Raw genomic sequence first — 11,580 nt, forward strand, 5'->3', positions numbered from 1 at the left:
CGCTCCTGTTTTTTTCAAAGGCGGATTCTTAGCCTATACAGGAATGTTTAGCGCACGTTAGCGCCTACCGTCCGCCTTCGGAAACCGGAATAGACAAAATCCCGTTGGATCCCGCCAATCTGTATGTGAATTGGACATTCGTAGAAAAAAAAGACAGGGCGTTCTCACGCCCTGCCTGCCCTTCGCGCGTCAAGGCGCTGGGGTATCGGGGTATTTGACGACCGGCCATTTGATTTTCCTCAGCGAGTTCATGAGCTCTTCGCTCGCGTTCAGATTGCTGCGGACGAGGTCGGAGGGGGTGAGCGCCATCCACTGGTTGAGCGAGACGTCGGCGAACCGGTCGCTCTTGAACATCTCCAGGAACCAGACGCTCGTGTCGCCGGTATTCTGGATGTAGTGGCCGTAAGCGAAGGGGACGTAGCCGACGGTGCCGGCGCGGACGTCGAACGTCCGGGCCGCCCCTTCCGCGGCGAAGACGGTCATGCGGGCGGTTCCCGTCAAGAAGTACTGCCATTCGTCGTTGTTCGGGTGCCAGTGCAGCTCCCGCATGCCTCCCGGGACGATCTCGACGAGAGCGGCCGCGATCCGCGTCGAGATCGGGAAGTTCCGCGAATCGACGATCCGCACCGTCCCGCCGGGATACCGCTGGGGCTCCTGAGCCATCAGCCGGTGCGTGAAGCCGAGAGGCACGGACCCTTGCGGGCTGGAGACGGCTTGCTCGGCCAAGGGGCCGGGAATCTCCCCTTGATAGATGTAGACCTGCTCCTTGGGAATGCCGGCGAACGCGCTCTCGGGGACGCCGAAGTTGGCGGAGAGCACTTCGGGCGGCGTATGGGCGAACCAGTCCGAGATCGAGAACGTATCGATGTCGGAGAACGATCCGTCGTCGAAGACGAGCAGGAACTCGCAGCCTTCGGCGAGCCCTTGGATGGAATGGGGAATGCCCGGCGGGAAGTACCAGAGGTCGCCCGGCCCCACGTCCGCGATGAAGTTGCGCCCGTCCTGATCGACGGCGGTAATGCGGGCTCTCCCGAGAAGCATGTACGCCCATTCGACCTGCTGATGCCAGTGCAGCTCCCGTACGCCCCCGGGGGTCAGGCTCATGTTCACCCCGGCCAGCGTCTTCGCGATCGGCAGCTCCCTCTCCGTCACCTCGCGGGACCAGCCGCCGCGGTTCAGCTGCATGTGGGCGTCGGAGAAGGAGAAGACCAGGTTCGGCACCGTGCCGGCATCGGTCGCGGGCGGGACGAGAAGATCGGGATTTTGCCGGTCTCTCCAAATATCGCGGGGGCCGAAGTCGATTCCGCCGGCCCCGTCGGCGCGGATCGGCTGGGGCGCGGAATCGGGGTCCGGCGTCGTCTTCCGTCTGTCGGTTGAACTCATCGGTTGTCCTCCTGTCATGTCGGGAAATTTCGAGCGGCCATTCAAGTCGCCGTAGTAGCCTATGGCCGGCGAACGTCGCGTATGCCCATCTTCGCGAGAAAAAACGAGAGATTAGAAGATATAGGCGGATCTCGCGGAACGGATCACGGATTCTGTCGATTTATGGAGAAGTTTAAATAATCAGAATATTTGCTCTATAAAGCGCTGTCATCTATAATGAAGGCAACCACAAGGAAAGGGGATAGTCCAATGGGCTAGGAAAGCGAAGCATATCCGGGGCAACATCCAGGCAAGGCGAAGTCGGATCGGAGAATCGGGAAGCCGCCAATCTGGCCAGGCGGCGACGGATATGCGGGATTCCGGGTCGATCGTCGGACAGTCTCTAACTTGGAAGATGGGAGTGTAACGATACAATTGAATAGCTTGTGCAAGGCAAGGTAGGACTTCCGGTTATCAGCGGTTAACCGGGGGTCCTATTCTTGTTGTATAATAGAGGAAGCTGTCTACATAGAGGAACGGCACTGCCGAACGCGAAGGAGAATCGCCCCTTGATTCGATTGCCGGAAGTCGATATTCGGTCCAAAAGCGGGATAGCCGTCGTCCTGGCGATCATGCTCGCCTCGCTGGGATTATCCGTTCTGTTGTTCCGAACGGACTGGAACGGGGGAGGCCCCGACCCGGAAGCGAACATGCCGCGCCGGTACGTCTACGGAACGGAGACCGCCTCGAACGGAATGCTTCTGTCTTACTTGAGAACCCGTCCGTCCAACGTGACGCTGGAGGCCGTCCATAACAACGTCACGCTCTCCCCCTTCTACGGAATCAACGGGGGATTCTTCTACGAGGACGCGCTCGTGAGCCTGGCCGTCGTGAACGACCGTCCGGTGAACGGGGACCCCGGAGCGTACGGAGCGGGCGGAGAGAACGTGAAGTACGCGCGCGGCACGCTCGTCTGGGACGGAAGCCTGGACCGTCTGAGCGTGCAGGTCGTCCGCCAGGCTTCGGAGCTTCGCGTGACGGATCGCGCCCGCTTCTGGGCGCAAGGCGGAATCAGCATGAGCTTGGGCGAAGACGAGCGATGGGCTGCCCAAGCCGCCGCGGAGAACGCCCCGTTCCCCGACGATAACCGGCTTCGTTCCGCGGCCGTCTACGACAAGGAAGGGAACGTCTATCTCGTCGTCAGCCGGAATAAGGGCAGTCTGGCCGCCTTCCGCGAAGCCATCGTCGAGAAGATCGGCCCCGGCACGCTGGCGGACGGCATCTTCCTCGACGGCGACGGCTCCTCGCAGCTTCGCAGCCGCGAGGCCAAGCTGCGGGGCGACAGCCGGCCGGTCGTGCAGATGCTGAGGATTATGGAGTAGGCTGGAAGCGTGTGGAGACAATAGAGCGAGAAAAAAAGGGAGACCCGGACGGCGAATCCGTCCGAGGAGCTCCCTTTGACGCGTCTATGGCGCGAAACGAGCTTGAATTAGCGGGGCTGGGCGGGCTTCAGACCCGAATGCTGCGAAGAATTCGGCGTAGCGGGATTCACCAGCACGAGCGGTCCGGAAGCGCCTTCCGAGCTCGAGGAGGCCGATTCGCCGCTCGTCGCCGCTTCCCCGCTGGTCGCGGGATCGGCCGCGCCGGAAGCGGGAGCTTCGGCGGCCGGTTCGGGCAGAAGGGTAGCGGGCTGGGGCGTCTCTTCGGTTCCGGCGCCCGGAGTCCCTTCCGCGCTAGCGGGAGCTTGCGCGCCCGAAGAAGCTTCGGGGCTGGACGAAGCGTTCGCGCTTGGAGAGGCGTCGGGGCTCGGCGACGCCGAAGGGGACGCGCTCGGGGACGCGCTCGGGGATTGGGACGAAGTCTCCGACGAGGACGGGCTCGGGTCGGTATCCCCGTTATTGCCGTTCGAGCATGCGCTTAACAGGATGCCCGTGGCGATCGTGAGCGACAGCAGCATTGCGATCCGTTTCTTCATTGCGTATAGTCTCCTCCATCTGTGTATTGTCCTTGCAGAGGCTAGTGACGCAACGGAATTGGATAATGTTACACTTTCGGCTCATTTTAAGTCCGCGGAACTAGAGACGCGCGCGGACCGCGACCGCCATCGCCGTCCGGTTCGGCTCGGCTCGGCCCGGCGACCGGCAACGTATGCGAAAGACCGTCATCCGGTCGGACGACGGTCTAGTTCCCCTGCCTATGCGAGATTAATCGCCGCCACCGCCGCCGCCGTCGGAGCTTCCGCCGTCCGAACCGCCCGAGTATCCGCTGTCCGAACCGCCCGAGTATCCGCTATCCGAACTGCCGGAATATCCGCTGTCCGAGCTGCCGGAGCCGTGGTCGTGATGCCCGCCTCCGTTGTGGTGATGGTGGTGATGGTCGTGATGATGCTTATGGGGATGGTGAGGGTCGTGCAAGGAACCCGGCGTCCCGTCGTCCGCGAATCCGGCGAATCCGGTCGTCGCGCCGTAATCGGAGGAGCCGTGGTGCGGCGGACGCGGGTTGCGGGGACGGCTGTTCTTCCGGCCGCTGGCGATCGAGATTCCGACGAACACGATGAAGACGATGACGAATAGACCGAAGATACCGCCCATGCGAGACCTCCTTGCGGCGATCAATCGCCTTTTCCCCATTATAACCGACGCCCATATAAGCTGTATAATCTTCTTATGCCTAAGATGGAAGAGGAGGTTCGTCCCATGAAGCTGAACCGGATTCACCATGTCGCCGTCATCGCTTCCGATTACGAGCGGTCCAAGCGATTTTACGCGGAGGTGCTGGGGCTTACAGTCGTCGCCGAGACGTACCGGGAGGAGAGGGACTCCTGGAAGCTGGATCTCGCCGTCGGCGGGGATTACCAGATCGAGCTGTTCACCTTCCCCGGCGCGCCGGAGCGTCCGAGCTACCCGGAAGCGAGAGGGCTGCGGCACCTCGCGTTCGAGGTCGACGACGTAGACGCGGCGGCCGCGGAGCTGCGGGGCAAGGGGATCGAGGCGGAAGCCGTCCGCGTCGATCCCGTCACCGGCAAGAAGTTCGTCTTCTTCGCCGATCCGGACGGCTTGCCGCTGGAGCTGTACGAGAGATAGACGGCGCGGTTTATCGGCCCGAGGAGGCTTCCGCGTGCGCTTCGGCCGCCAACGTCAAATAATACGCGAGCCCGGTCTGCTGCGACTCGAGCATGGCGCGATGGAAGTCGTCGCCGAGGAAGAACCGGCACGTCGCCGCGAACGCCGAGGCGTCCGCGGCGTGGCCGTGCGCCGCCTGGAACTCGAGGTGCCGCCCGATAAGCGAACGCACCTCCTCGGCGTCGTGCCTCTTGCCGCTACGCAGCGCCTCCGCCATCTCTCCCATGAACCGGGCGGCCTCCGCCGCTTGCTCGTTCATGGCCTCCGGGTCGATCGGCCCTTGTTCGTTCAGATCGTACCCGTAATTCGCCTTCAGATGCTCGTTCTGCTCGCTTAACGCTTCCTTCCACTCCGCTTCGCTGCCGAAGCCTTTGAACAGTCGGTCCACTTCGATCTCTTCCCCTTTCTTGGCGCCGTCCGCCGATTCTTCGATCGTACGGATAAGGCGCTCCAATCTCGTCTTGCGGGCGAGAAGCAGCTCCCTCTGTTCGGATAAGATCGCGAGCCGCTCCGGCTCCGCCGCGAGCAATTCCTTGATGCGGTCGAGCGGGAAGTCCAGCTCGCGGTAGAACCGAATCTGCTGAAGCCGCTCCAGCTCCCGTCTCCCGTACAGCCGGTAGCCGGCCTCGCTGATCCCGCTTGGGACGAGCAGCCCGATTTTGTGGTAGTGGTGCAGCGTTTTGACCGTCACGCCGGAGAGCGCGGCCGCTTCTTTGACCGTCAGAAGTTCTCTTCGCATCCCGTCCGCCTCCTTTCCGACTTGAGCTTAAGGCCTGACCCAAGGGGAGAGTCAACCGTAATCTTCGGGGAATATATGTTATGATGGGAGTACCCGACGTAGGGACCAAGCTACAGGAAGTGACTCTCATGGCATTCTCTTGGAAAAGAAATCTGTACGTATTGTGGCTCGGCGTTTTTTTCTGCAGTTCGGCTTATTCGATCTCGATCCCGTTCATTCCTCTATTCTTGCACAACGAGCTCGGCGTCGACAGCCATCTGGAGCTGTGGTCCGGCTTCGCGTTCGGCATCACGTTCCTGGCCAGCGCGCTGATCGCTCCTTACTGGGGCTCGCTCGCCGACAAATACGGGCGCAAGCCCATGCTGATCCGCTCCGGCTACAGCCTGGCGGTTCTTTATTTGCTCACTTTTTTTATCCATAATCCGTACGTGTTCCTCGTGCTTCGCGTGTTCCAAGGCTTGCTCGCCGGCTACGTGCCCGCGTCCATCGCCCTCGTCGCGACGAACACGCCGGAGAAGCAGACCGGCTACGCGCTCGGCATCATGGCGACGGCCAGCGCGACGGGCGGCATCGTCGGCCCGGTGCTCGGAGGCCTCGTCAGCCATCTGACGAGCAACCGCGAGGCGTTCCTGTTCTCGGCCGGCGTCGTGCTCGTCGCCGCGCTGATCGCGACCTTCTTCGTGCACGAGGAGAATTACGACCGGAAGGCGAAGCGCTCCCCGATTCGCGACGACCTGAAGACCGCTTGGGCGAACCGCACGTTCGTGACGCTGCTCGGCCTTGTGGGGCTCAGCACGTTCTCCGTCATGATTCTGGAGCCGCTGATCACGGTGTACGTGCTGGAGCTCGGCGCGAACACGAGCGACGCCTCCTTGCAGTCGGGTCTCGTGTTCTCGGCCGTCGGCATCGCCACGCTGATCGCGGCGCCCCAGTGGGGACGCATCGGGGGGAAGATCGGCTACGTCAAGGTGCTCGTCATCGGGCTGCTGGGCGGCGGGATCGGGAACCTGCTGCAGTTCTTCGTCGGGCATTACGCCGAGTTCGGAGGGCTGCGGTTCGTGTACGGCTTGTTCTTCGCGGGCGTCTATCCGGCGCTGAACGCGATGATCGTCAAGGTGACGGACGCGGACTTCCGCGGGCGGGCGTTCAGCCTGAACCAGTCGTCGACGCAGCTGGCGACGATGCTCGGGCCGATTATCGGCGGCGCCTTGGGCGGCTGGATCCCGATCCGGTGGGTGTTCGTCCTGAACGGATGCATGCTGATCTTGTCCGCGATGCTCCTGCTGCTCCGCAGGCGGCGGCTGGAGGAAGGCGCGCCGGAGGGCGGCGGGAAGAAGGTCGCCGGGGCGACGAACGAATGAGCGAGAGAGGAGGACAGAGAGAAGAATGGATAAGATGACGGAGAGGATGACGAGCGGCGGATGGACGGTTCAGGTTCCTCCCGATTTTAGCTTCTCCCAGAACCTGGGCTATCTCTCCCGCTCTCCGAACGAGTGCATGCACCATATCGCGGGAGGCGTCGTGTCGAAGCGGATCGAGGCCGGGGGCGTTCGGCGGATCATCGCGGCGAGCGAGGCGGAGGGCGGCTTGCTCGTCCGTTCGAACGCGCCGCTGGAGGATGCCGGAGAGAGGCGGGAGGTCGAGCGTTACGTGCGCGACTGGTTCGATCTCGACGCCGATCTCGCCCCGTTCTATGCGATGGCGGACGCCGATCCGCTCCTTCGCCAAGTGACGGAGCGGTTCCGGGGGCTGCGGACGATGGGCATTCCCGATCTGTTCGAGGCGCTGTGCTGGGGGATTATCGGCCAGCAGATCAATCTGGCGTTCGCCTATACGCTTAAGCGGAGGCTCGTCGAGGCGTTCGGCGAGAGCGAGGAGTGGGACGGGACGCGTTACTGGCTGTTCCCGTCTCCGGAGCGGATCGCGGGGCTGTCGCCCGCCGACTTGACGGGATTGCAGCTGACGGGGAAGAAGGCCGAGTATTTGATCGGCACGGCCGCGCTCATGGCCGAAGGGAAGCTGACCAAGGAGGGGCTGCTAGGGGCCGGAGGGTACCGCGAAGCGGAGCGGGCGTTGGTCGGGATCCGGGGCATCGGGCCGTGGACGGCCAACTACGTGCTCATGCGCTGCCTGCGCTTCCCCTCGGCGCTGCCGATCCAGGACGTCGGCCTGCACAACGCGATCAAGGCGCTGCTCGGGATGGACCGCAAGCCGACGCTGGAGGAGATCCGCGAGCTGGCGAAGCCGTGGGCCGGATGGGAATCGTACGCGACCTTCTATTTGTGGCGCGCTTTGTATTGATTTTTTTAATCGGAAAATGGGGACAAGGATGATGAAGCTTCGGCAACTAAGCGTGACTCTGCTGCTCTTCGCTTGCGCTCTTCTGCTCTCCTCCTGCGCGCAAGGGCAAGCCCACGTCACGATTCACCGCAACGGAACCGCGGATCTCGCCATGGGAATCGCCATGAGCGAGAAGACGCTGGCGGCGATCGGCAAGCCCGATCTGATGGACAATCTGGCGGATACGCTTCGCAAGTACGACCTTCGCGTCGAGGCCGGAGAGGAGGAGGGCAAGGCGACGCTGCAGGCGTCCCGCACCTTCGATCTGAAGGACATGGAAGATCGGTCGCTCGAGCTTCCGGACGGACTCGAGGTGGAACGGACGACGACGAAGCATTTTTTCTATACCCGTTACGACGTGGCCGTCACGATGGACATGAACCGGCTGATGGCCGGCGGGGACGGGGAGTGGAGCCGGGTCGTCGGCGCGCTGCCGACGCTGGCGAAGAAGCTTCTGCAGAGCCAGCTCGACTTCGATTTTCTGCTGACCATGCCTCTGAAGCCGGGGGCCAACAACGCGGACGACCTTCAGGACGGCGGCCGGACGCAGCGGTGGCATCTCGACCTGTTCGGCACGAACCGGTTCGAGACGAGCTTCCGCGTGCCCGATATTCGCCATATCGCGTACGCGGCGGGGGCCGCGCTCGTCGTTCTGGCGGCGGCGGTCTGGTTCGCGGTCCGGAGCGTCCGCCGGCGCCGGCGCCGGGGGAAGGGGCGGCCGGATTAGCGGGATTCCCGGGAACGATTGGTCAACAATCGCGGCCGGGTTCATAGCCTAGAGATAGAACGCGAGGTTCGCGAGAGGGGACTTAGGAGGCTATGGATACGGTCGAGATATCGATTGTCGTTCCCGTGTACAACGAAGCGGAAGGCGTAGAGAGGCTGCATCGGACCGTCGCCGAGACGATGCGGGGCCGGGAGAGCCGCTACGAGCTCATCCTCGTCGACGACGGGAGCACGGACGGAAGCGCGGAGAAGCTGGATCGGATCGCGGCGGGGGACGAACGGGTCCGGGTGCTGCATTTCGAGCGCAACTGCGGGCAGACGTCCGCCATCTCCGCGGGGCTCAAGGAAGCGCGCGGCCGGTACGTCGCGCTGATCGACGCGGATCTTCAGACGGATCCGGCCGATATTTTCACGTTGCTGCCTTATATGGACCGGTACGACTTCGCGAACGGTACCCGCGCGAGGAGGAGGGACAGTCTGGTGAAGAGGGTCTCCTCGCGGATCGCGAACGGCTTCCGCAATTGGATCACGAGGGACTCCATCGCCGACACCGGCTGCCCGATGAAGCTGTTCAAGCGGGAAGTGGCCCTGAGCTTCCACCTGTACGAGGGGTTCCACCGCTTCCTGCCGACATTGGCGAGGATGAACGGGTTCAGCGTCGTCGAAGTGCCCGTGAGCCACCGGAGAAGAGAGCAGGGAGAGTCGAAGTACGGCGTGTTCAACCGGCTGTTCGTCAGTTTGATGGACGCGTTCGTCATCGGCTGGCTGAGGCGGCGGGTCATCCATTACAAGATTCGGGGCCATTGACATGTGGGGGAAGCTGACCTCGCAGCTGGAGACCGGAGAGCTGCTGTGGATTCTGTTCGGCCTCGTCGGCCAGATCATGTTCACGGGGCGGTTCGTCGTGCAGTGGATCGCCAGCGAGCGGGCGAAGAAGAGCGTCGTGACCCGCTCGTTCTGGCTGTTCAGCATTATGGGGAGCAGCATCCTGTCGGTCTACGCGATTTACCGCCGCGACCCGGTGTTCATTCTCGGGCAGTTGCCGGGCATCTTCATCTACTTCCGCAACCTGGTCATCATGCGCAACCACGAGAAGCGGGAGGCTTCGGCCACGGCCACGGCTTCGACTTCATCCGCGCCCGAGGCATCGGCATTGGCGTCGACCTCCTACGGGCCCACGGCTTCGGCCTCGGTCTCGACTCCGCCCTCCTCCGTACCCGCGGCCACGGTATCCGCCTCGCTCTCACCCGCTCCCGCGGCTTCGGAGGAGGCTCGGGAGGAGGCGTGAGGGGAGCGAGGGGGCGAAGTCTGGGGCATGCGAGGACCGCGCGGCTGCAACCCGACAATATCGGGTTAGAGGAGCCTCAAGCAACGAAGAGAATGCCTAACTCCGAGCCTCCGCACATATCCATGAACGAGGAGATTCCGACATGGAAGCGGAGGCGAGCGGCATGGCCATACGACCGGCGGCGCTTCGCATGGGAGACACGATCGGCATCGTCACGCTGGGGAGCCCTTTGGAGCCGGAGACGATCCGGACGCGAATCGCTTATTTGCAAGGAATGGGATTCAACGTCGTGCTCGGGCGGCACGTGTTCGATCAGAACGGCTATCTCGCCGGCACGGCCCAGGAGCGGGCCGAGGATTTGATGGGCATGTTCGCCGACCCGAGGGTGAAGATGATTTTGCCCGTCCGGGGCGGAGTCGGCGTGGAAGGCATTCTGCCTTTTCTCGATTACGGGTTCATACGGGATCATCCGAAGCTGCTGAGCGGGTACAGCGACATCACGGTGCTGCTTAACGCGCTGTATCGATTCGCCGGAGTGATCGCGCTGCACAGCTTGCTGCTGCTCGACTTCAGGCCGGAGACGCCCGCCTACAACTTCGAGCAGTTCTTCTCCGCGACCTCTTCACTCGCGGCGCCGAGGCCCATCGCCAATCCGCCCGAGATGCCGCCCCTGGTGGGGCGGGGCACGGGAACCGTCTGCGGGCCGATCGTCGGGGGGAACCTCACCTCGTTCGTCGGCTCTCTCGGCACGCCGTTCGAAGCGGATACGCGCGGCAAAATCCTGCTGCTCGAAGAGACGCACGAGCCGGTGAACACTGTGTACCGTTACGTGGAGCAGCTCCGGCTCGCCGGCAAGTTCCGCGATTGCCTCGGCATCGTCATGGGGGAATGCACCAACTGCATCGACGCCTACGGGAAAACGTACCAGAATCTGATCGACGAAGTGATCGCGCCGCTCGGCAAACCTCTCGTCACCGGGCTCGCTTCGGGCCACGGAACGTACAAGGCCGCCATCCCGATCGGCGCCTGCGTGCTGATGGACGCCGACAACGGGCGGCTGACGCTGATGGAGCCAGCCGTAACGGCGTAGAAGAGAGCCGCATGCTTTGGCCCGAAACAAGCGGAAAAAACCGTCTTGTTGCCAACCAACCAACCTGGCGCCGCCCTCCCCCCAAAGCCCAAAAAAAGCACAGGAGCCCTCGAAGGCTCCTGTGCTTCTTTAAAATGCGCGCCTCGTCAAGGCACGAACTGCTGAACGATCTTCACGATCTTCCCGTCCTTCACCGTGAGATGGTACGGGAAGCCTTCCATCAGCTCGGCGTCCTGCGGCGTGAACAGGCCGGCGAACTTCGCGGCGTCGATCCTCTCGTTCCAGCTCACGTCCGCCGTGCTCCAATCGCCCGTGCGGTTGTAGTATTGCATGCGCACTTCCGCGCCGGGAGCGAGCTCGTACGTGTGCAGATCGACTTCGTCGTTCACGATGTAATACCCGTCCGGCGCTTCCGTCATCTCGGGATCCTGCTCCCGCTCGCGGAAGATCTTGTTCGCTTCTTCCCCTTCATACCATTGGATCGTGTCAACGGTGAGGTACGTATGGCCGTCGTGACGATCTAAGCCCGTGATGTACACGGTCTGCACGTCTTGGCCCCGCTCGGCGGGCTCGTACCGGTTCTCGTCCGCCACGACCGCTTGAAGCGGCACGAGGCAGATGGCGGCGAGCATGATTCCCCAGGTGAGTTTGCGCATGCTTCCCACGTTCCCTTCATGACTTCCTTACTTATTAAGACGGCGAGACAGGCCAATAGGTTTCCGTCCAACAAGGGGATAGCCGAAATTATTTATTCACTACCCCGCACGAGGACAACCTAAACGTGCCCGAGCCTCCCTCATTCCCGAAACCGACGCGAACCGGCGGCCGAACAAGACGGGCACCCCCGTGGCCGATCGCCGATCGGCAGCGAAATCCACACTTTTTCGCAGCGACGTTCCCGTTTGAGACCGTA

General features: G+C 62.8%; 13 protein-coding genes. 8 read left to right on the top strand and 5 right to left on the bottom strand.

What is annotated here, in order from left to right:
* Positions 1-189: 189 nt before the first annotated feature.
* Positions 190-1,383, bottom strand: a complete 1,194-nt coding sequence (locus tag H7B90_RS28525) for an oxalate decarboxylase family bicupin (RefSeq protein WP_185139299.1) — start codon at positions 1,381-1,383, stop codon at positions 190-192.
* Positions 1,384-1,931: 548 nt separating this feature from the next.
* On the opposite strand from H7B90_RS28525, the gene H7B90_RS28530 reads away from it, so the two are divergent.
* On the top strand, positions 1,932-2,744 hold the full coding sequence (locus H7B90_RS28530) for a hypothetical protein (protein WP_185139300.1): 813 nt from the start codon (positions 1,932-1,934) through the stop codon (positions 2,742-2,744).
* Between the two features lie 107 nt (positions 2,745-2,851).
* Here the strand turns inward: H7B90_RS28530 and H7B90_RS28535 are convergent, their stop codons facing one another.
* Both H7B90_RS28535 and H7B90_RS28540 read right to left on the bottom strand, forming a co-directional pair.
* The gene (locus H7B90_RS28535) at positions 2,852-3,337 is read right to left on the bottom strand and encodes a hypothetical protein (protein WP_185139301.1); all 486 of its coding nucleotides are present in this window, start codon (positions 3,335-3,337) and stop codon (positions 2,852-2,854) included.
* Positions 3,338-3,566: 229 nt separating this feature from the next.
* Positions 3,567-3,953 carry a hypothetical protein gene (locus tag H7B90_RS28540; RefSeq protein ID WP_185139302.1) on the bottom strand — a complete coding sequence of 129 codons (387 nt, stop codon included), beginning with the start codon at positions 3,951-3,953 and terminating at the stop codon, positions 3,567-3,569.
* A gap of 105 nt (positions 3,954-4,058) precedes the next feature.
* Here H7B90_RS28540 and gloA2 point away from each other — a divergent pair, with 105 nt between their 5' ends.
* Positions 4,059-4,445, top strand: coding sequence for an SMU1112c/YaeR family gloxylase I-like metalloprotein (gloA2, locus tag H7B90_RS28545; RefSeq protein WP_185139303.1), 387 nt, complete (start codon positions 4,059-4,061; stop codon positions 4,443-4,445).
* A 10-nt stretch (positions 4,446-4,455) separates the two neighbouring features.
* On the opposite strand, the gene H7B90_RS28550 is transcribed toward gloA2, so the two are convergent.
* Positions 4,456-5,223 (bottom strand): MerR family transcriptional regulator, encoded by a 768-nt coding sequence (locus H7B90_RS28550; protein ID WP_185139304.1) that lies wholly within the window; start codon positions 5,221-5,223, stop codon positions 4,456-4,458.
* 128 nt (positions 5,224-5,351) lie between these two features.
* Between H7B90_RS28550 and H7B90_RS28555 the strand changes: the two genes are divergently transcribed.
* The 6 genes from H7B90_RS28555 to H7B90_RS28580 all read left to right on the top strand — a co-directional run bounded on the left by H7B90_RS28555 (position 5,352) and on the right by H7B90_RS28580 (position 10,667).
* On the top strand, positions 5,352-6,584 hold the full coding sequence (locus H7B90_RS28555) for an MFS transporter (protein WP_185139305.1): 1,233 nt from the start codon (positions 5,352-5,354) through the stop codon (positions 6,582-6,584).
* Between the two features lie 34 nt (positions 6,585-6,618).
* Positions 6,619-7,524, top strand: coding sequence for a DNA-3-methyladenine glycosylase 2 (locus H7B90_RS28560; RefSeq protein WP_246578815.1), 906 nt, complete (start codon positions 6,619-6,621; stop codon positions 7,522-7,524).
* A 31-nt stretch (positions 7,525-7,555) separates the two neighbouring features.
* Positions 7,556-8,290 (top strand): hypothetical protein, encoded by a 735-nt coding sequence (locus H7B90_RS28565; protein WP_185139306.1) that lies wholly within the window; start codon positions 7,556-7,558, stop codon positions 8,288-8,290.
* A gap of 92 nt (positions 8,291-8,382) precedes the next feature.
* Entirely contained in the window at positions 8,383-9,096 is a 714-nt protein-coding gene (locus H7B90_RS28570) for a glycosyltransferase family 2 protein (protein ID WP_185139307.1), read from the top strand.
* A gap of 1 nt (position 9,097) precedes the next feature.
* Positions 9,098-9,577 carry a lipid-A-disaccharide synthase N-terminal domain-containing protein gene (locus H7B90_RS28575; RefSeq protein ID WP_185139308.1) on the top strand — a complete coding sequence of 160 codons (480 nt, stop codon included), beginning with the start codon at positions 9,098-9,100 and terminating at the stop codon, positions 9,575-9,577.
* Positions 9,578-9,740: 163 nt separating this feature from the next.
* The gene (locus H7B90_RS28580; protein ID WP_185139341.1) at positions 9,741-10,667 is read left to right on the top strand and encodes a S66 peptidase family protein; all 927 of its coding nucleotides are present in this window, start codon (positions 9,741-9,743) and stop codon (positions 10,665-10,667) included.
* Between the two features lie 146 nt (positions 10,668-10,813).
* Here H7B90_RS28580 and H7B90_RS28585 read toward each other — a convergent pair whose 3' ends face one another.
* Positions 10,814-11,323 carry a hypothetical protein gene (locus H7B90_RS28585; protein WP_185139309.1) on the bottom strand — a complete coding sequence of 170 codons (510 nt, stop codon included), beginning with the start codon at positions 11,321-11,323 and terminating at the stop codon, positions 10,814-10,816.
* Positions 11,324-11,580: the final 257 nt, after the last annotated feature.

Origin of the sequence: Cohnella xylanilytica, assembly GCF_014212175.1 — a bacterium.
In the GTDB taxonomy this organism is placed as follows: domain Bacteria; phylum Bacillota; class Bacilli; order Paenibacillales; family Paenibacillaceae; genus Cohnella; species Cohnella xylanilytica.

Coding starts and splice junctions, on each gene's coding strand:
- H7B90_RS28525 (WP_185139299.1), bottom strand. CDS start 1,383: ATGAGTTCAACCGACAGACGGAAGACGACGCCGGACCCCGATTCCGCG.
- H7B90_RS28535 (WP_185139301.1), bottom strand. CDS start 3,337: ATGAAGAAACGGATCGCAATGCTGCTGTCGCTCACGATCGCCACGGGC.
- H7B90_RS28540 (WP_185139302.1), bottom strand. CDS start 3,953: ATGGGCGGTATCTTCGGTCTATTCGTCATCGTCTTCATCGTGTTCGTC.
- gloA2 (WP_185139303.1), top strand. CDS start 4,059: ATGAAGCTGAACCGGATTCACCATGTCGCCGTCATCGCTTCCGATTAC.
- H7B90_RS28550 (WP_185139304.1), bottom strand. CDS start 5,223: ATGCGAAGAGAACTTCTGACGGTCAAAGAAGCGGCCGCGCTCTCCGGC.
- H7B90_RS28555 (WP_185139305.1), top strand. CDS start 5,352: ATGGCATTCTCTTGGAAAAGAAATCTGTACGTATTGTGGCTCGGCGTT.
- H7B90_RS28560 (WP_246578815.1), top strand. CDS start 6,619: ATGACGGAGAGGATGACGAGCGGCGGATGGACGGTTCAGGTTCCTCCC.
- H7B90_RS28565 (WP_185139306.1), top strand. CDS start 7,556: ATGAAGCTTCGGCAACTAAGCGTGACTCTGCTGCTCTTCGCTTGCGCT.
- H7B90_RS28570 (WP_185139307.1), top strand. CDS start 8,383: ATGGATACGGTCGAGATATCGATTGTCGTTCCCGTGTACAACGAAGCG.
- H7B90_RS28575 (WP_185139308.1), top strand. CDS start 9,098: ATGTGGGGGAAGCTGACCTCGCAGCTGGAGACCGGAGAGCTGCTGTGG.
- H7B90_RS28580 (WP_185139341.1), top strand. CDS start 9,741: ATGGCCATACGACCGGCGGCGCTTCGCATGGGAGACACGATCGGCATC.
- H7B90_RS28585 (WP_185139309.1), bottom strand. CDS start 11,323: ATGCGCAAACTCACCTGGGGAATCATGCTCGCCGCCATCTGCCTCGTG.